The organism is Brasilonema bromeliae SPC951, from assembly GCF_012912135.1.
GTDB lineage: Bacteria > Cyanobacteriota > Cyanobacteriia > Cyanobacteriales > Nostocaceae > Brasilonema > Brasilonema bromeliae.
The window spans coordinates 11,631-15,686 of sequence record NZ_QMEB01000152.1 but is presented as its reverse complement, the minus strand read 5'-3'; the positions used below and the strand labels follow the sequence as shown (position 1 = coordinate 15,686).

General features: G+C 43.4%; 7 protein-coding genes. 3 read left to right on the top strand and 4 right to left on the bottom strand.

Annotation, left to right across the window (positions count from 1 at the left end):
- From DP116_RS18405 to DP116_RS18395, 3 genes are all read left to right on the top strand, one after another.
- On the top strand, positions 1-521 hold a 521-nt coding region (locus DP116_RS18405), incomplete at its 5' end, for a NifH family ATP-binding protein (RefSeq protein WP_500676658.1).
- 125 nt (positions 522-646) lie between these two features.
- Positions 647-2,053: a nitrogenase molybdenum-iron protein alpha chain gene (gene nifD, locus DP116_RS18400; protein ID WP_169156547.1), complete on the top strand. Its 1,407-nt coding sequence runs from the start codon at positions 647-649 to the stop codon at positions 2,051-2,053.
- A gap of 319 nt (positions 2,054-2,372) precedes the next feature.
- On the top strand, positions 2,373-2,975 hold the full coding sequence (locus tag DP116_RS18395; RefSeq protein ID WP_169156550.1) for a hypothetical protein: 603 nt from the start codon (positions 2,373-2,375) through the stop codon (positions 2,973-2,975).
- A 58-nt stretch (positions 2,976-3,033) separates the two neighbouring features.
- On the opposite strand, the gene DP116_RS18390 is transcribed toward DP116_RS18395, so the two are convergent.
- From DP116_RS18390 to DP116_RS29465, 4 genes are all read right to left on the bottom strand, one after another.
- Positions 3,034-3,267: a hypothetical protein gene (locus DP116_RS18390; RefSeq protein ID WP_169156546.1), complete on the bottom strand. Its 234-nt coding sequence runs from the start codon at positions 3,265-3,267 to the stop codon at positions 3,034-3,036.
- Positions 3,267-3,389 carry a type II toxin-antitoxin system HigB family toxin gene (locus tag DP116_RS29990; protein WP_339381485.1) on the bottom strand — a complete coding sequence of 41 codons (123 nt, stop codon included), beginning with the start codon at positions 3,387-3,389 and terminating at the stop codon, positions 3,267-3,269. Before DP116_RS29990 ends, DP116_RS18390 begins: the two co-directional genes overlap by 1 nt.
- A 2-nt stretch (positions 3,390-3,391) precedes the next feature.
- The gene (locus DP116_RS29985) at positions 3,392-3,556 is read right to left on the bottom strand and encodes a type II toxin-antitoxin system HigB family toxin (protein WP_281357442.1); all 165 of its coding nucleotides are present in this window, start codon (positions 3,554-3,556) and stop codon (positions 3,392-3,394) included.
- A gap of 119 nt (positions 3,557-3,675) precedes the next feature.
- The coding region (locus DP116_RS29465; protein ID WP_246275689.1) for an Alr1449 family protein at positions 3,676-4,056 on the bottom strand (381 nt) is incomplete at its 5' end.

Genomic DNA, 4,056 nt, shown 5'->3' with positions numbered 1-4,056 from the left:
TCGTTAGCTACGACGTGTTGGGTGACGTTGTCTGCGGTGGTTTCGCTATGCCTATTCGTGAAGGTAAAGCACAAGAAATCTACATCGTGACTTCTGGTGAAATGATGGCGATGTATGCTGCTAACAACATCGCTCGTGGTATTCTCAAATACGCTCACTCTGGTGGTGTGCGCTTGGCTGGTCTGATTTGTAACAGCCGTAAAGTTGACCGAGAAATCGAACTCATCGAAACTCTGGCAGAACGGTTGAACACCCAAATGATTCACTTCGTACCTCGTGACAACATCGTTCAACACGCAGAATTGCGCCGGATGACAGTCAACGAGTACGCACCTGACAGCAACCAAGGTAACGAATACCGCGCATTAGCTAAGAAGATCGTCGAAAACACTAAGCTCACCATTCCTACACCTTTGGAAATGGACGAGTTAGAAGCCCTACTCGTAGAGTTCGGTATTCTCGACGACGATACCAAGCACGCAGAAATTATTGGCAAACCAGCAGAAGCTACTGCCAAGTAAGCAATGCCCTAGGGTGGGCAAGCAGCCCACCTTTGAAGACAGAAGAATAAAGAATGAAATATAAATGGTTCACTCTTCACTCTTCATCCTTCCTTCTCACCAGTAATTCACCAGCAAGGAACACTATGACATATACAGATGACAAAAAATCTTCTGAGCAAGATCCAAAAGAGCTTGTAGAACAAAGAAAAGAACTTATTAAAGAAGTTCTAGACGCTTACCCCGAGAAAGCGAAGAAAAAGCGGGAAAAACATATAAACGTATACGAAGAAGGCAAGTCCGACTGCGGCGTTAAGTCCAACATCAAATCTCTTCCTGGTGTGATGACTGCTCGTGGTTGTGCTTACGCTGGTTCTAAAGGTGTGGTCTGGGGTCCAATTAAGGACATGATCCACATCAGCCACGGTCCTGTTGGTTGCGGTTACTGGTCTTGGTCTGGTCGTCGTAACTACTACATCGGTACCACAGGTGTTGACACCTTTGGCACCATGCACTTCACTTCCGACTTCCAAGAAAGAGATATCGTCTTCGGCGGTGACAAAAAACTCTTAAAACTCATCGAAGAACTCGACGAACTCTTCCCCCTCAACCGTGGTGTCTCAATTCAATCTGAATGTCCTGTCGGTCTGATTGGGGATGACATCGAAGCCGTCGCCAGAAAATCATCCAAAGAGATTGACAAGCCTGTTGTACCCGTACGTTGCGAAGGCTTCCGGGGTGTTTCTCAATCCCTCGGTCACCACATTGCGAACGACATGGTTCGTGACTGGGTGTTTACCAGATCCGACAAAGAGAGAAAAGAAGGCACACTGAAATTCGAGTCTACTCCTTACGATGTCGCAATCATTGGTGACTACAACATCGGTGGTGATGCTTGGGCTAGCCGCATCCTGTTAGAAGAACTCGGCTTGCGCGTAGTCGCCCAGTGGTCAGGTGATGGCACCATCAACGAGATGATGCAGACACCAAACGTGAAGATGAACCTGATTCACTGCTACCGGTCGATGAACTACATCAGCCGTCACATGGAAGAAGCTTACGGTATACCCTGGATGGAATACAACTTCTTTGGTCCTACCAAGATTGCTGCATCCTTACGGGAAATTGCTTCCAAGTTTGACGAGAAGATCCAAGAAAACGCTGAGAAGATCATCGCGAAGTATCAGCCAGTGATGGATGAAATCATTGCCAAGTATCGTCCAGGCTTGGAAGGCAAGACTGTTGCCATGATGGTTGGTGGTTTGCGTCCTCGTCACGTCGTTCCCGCTTTCCAAGATTTGGGAATGAGAATGATTGGTACAGGTTATGAGTTTGCTCATAACGACGACTACAAACGTACCACTGACTACATTGAAAACGGTACCATCGTTTTCGATGACGTTACTGCTTACGAATTCGAGGAGTTTATCAAAGCACTCAAGCCTGACCTCGTCGCTTCTGGTGTGAAAGAGAAGTACGTCTTCCAAAAGATGGGTCTTCCTTTCCGTCAAATGCACTCTTGGGATTACTCCGGACTTAGCAATGGCGCATAAAAGTCAGATAAAGCAAGGTTTTTTAGCGTTAATAGAAAAAACAATCTATTTTTAGCCTAAATGCGAGCTGTAGGGTTATCTAGGAACAATCTTTTTTTGATGCTTCAGACAATATAACTCTTATTGAGTCTGGTTTTAAAGATTTGCTTGAATTTTGCTTACATTAAAATTGTAAAACAAAAGACTATTTAAAATAACATTTTCTTAGATTAAATATAGAGCATAGCCTCGCTGCTGCGCTGCGCGCAGATCGCCTCAACTGCACAAACAAACTCTGCGTGTTTAATATAAGTGTAGACCCGTGGAAGAATTAACAATTATGCCTTATAGTCAGTTTACAAATATCAGTAAAGTTAAAGAAACGTTCGGGTTAAAAACACAGGAGGGTGGGCGATTTATTCCTCCCACTGAACCCATCGAAGCATCTGCTACACTGAGGGCATATCTTGAAGAAAGTCTGCCACTTGTTTCTTCTGCGAGTGAAAAAGCGCGTTCCGAAGGAATTATTTACCCAGTACTGTTAGAAGTGAGACGGATATTAAATCGGCAAATTAGCTTATTCTCCGGAGAAGATTTTACAGTTGACGAAGCAGTTGGACTTAATGGGATGTGTGATTTCCTTTTAAGTCGTTCACCTGAAGTGTTAGAAATTGAAGCACCTGCAATTATAGTTGTAGAAGCAAAAAAAGCTGATTTAAGAACTGGGTTTGGACAATGTATTGCAGAAATGGTTGCCGCACAAAGATTTAACGCTGCAAAAAATCGCCCAATTTCCGTAATATATGGTTCGATTAGTAATGGTACACAATGGCGATTTTTGAAGCTGGAAGATAATACTGTCACCATCGATTTGATGGATTATCCCCTCCCACCTGTAGAACAAATTCTAGGAATTTTAGTGTGGATGGTTCAAAACGGTTGATAGATGCTATCGCCATTAAAGAATTCTCCTGACTCGAACATCAAAACTACTTATTTGGTCAAGCGATATCCTCTAGCTCAGGAATGTGTTGAGTTTCGTAGTTTTCAATTAAGACACCAATGACTTCCATTAGAGACGCGAGGGGATGGCTTTCATCTTCACCAACTTGATCGATAAGGCGATCAAGCATCTCGACCAAGCGATCATATTCCTCTTCGGTGTGAGGAACAAAGACGTTCTCAGCAATGGACGACCAAGCAGTGATGGTTTGATCAAGGTTGAAACTTTGCATTATTCTTTCCACTTTCCTTCGTCGTATTCTGAATGCGTTAACACAGCGCGGATATAGACTTTTTGGCCGTTGTAGTGAATTGCGGCAATGAGTCGAACTTTGTTGCCGCCAATGTTAAACACAGTCAATTTACCGACTTGATCTGAGTAAGTGGAAATATTTCACGGAGTTCCACAAATGAGGCAAATTGATTTTGCTTCACTAATTGATACCACTGAGCCAGAGCGTTGGTTGTATCTGGATGGAGTTTGGCAAATTCATTGAGTCGTTTACGAGTAATCACATGCATGTGAAAACCCCTGATGTCTTAATAATTCTGTCATCCATCTAACTCAGTTTCCATCGCTAATCTTGTATTTTAATCATTTATCTTTTTACTTTTATCTTTTGACTTTTTAATTTTGTGGTTCAGTCTGGGAAAGCTACACCAGTCATTGGATCACGGATATATAGCCCTAGTGTGAGACTACGCATAACTTCATCCCAAACGGGTGTTAACTGCTCTGCTTGATCTGCCCAATAATCAAATGTAATCAAGCACTGAACATTCGACCCCAAACCAATGCAAGTCCGCGAAAAAGCTTCGCGTGGCTCTGCTTGGGTGTCGATAAACTTAATTTCTGTCCACACAATCCTAGCGGTTTGGCGCTTGATGGTAAAGATTTCTCCCGATTCAATGACGTTACGACTGTCGTCTTTTATCACTTTCTTCAAGGTGGATTTTAACGGAAACTGGCTCCAGTCATTGGGTGGTAGGCGATTGAAAGATACTTCCAAACAGCAATCATC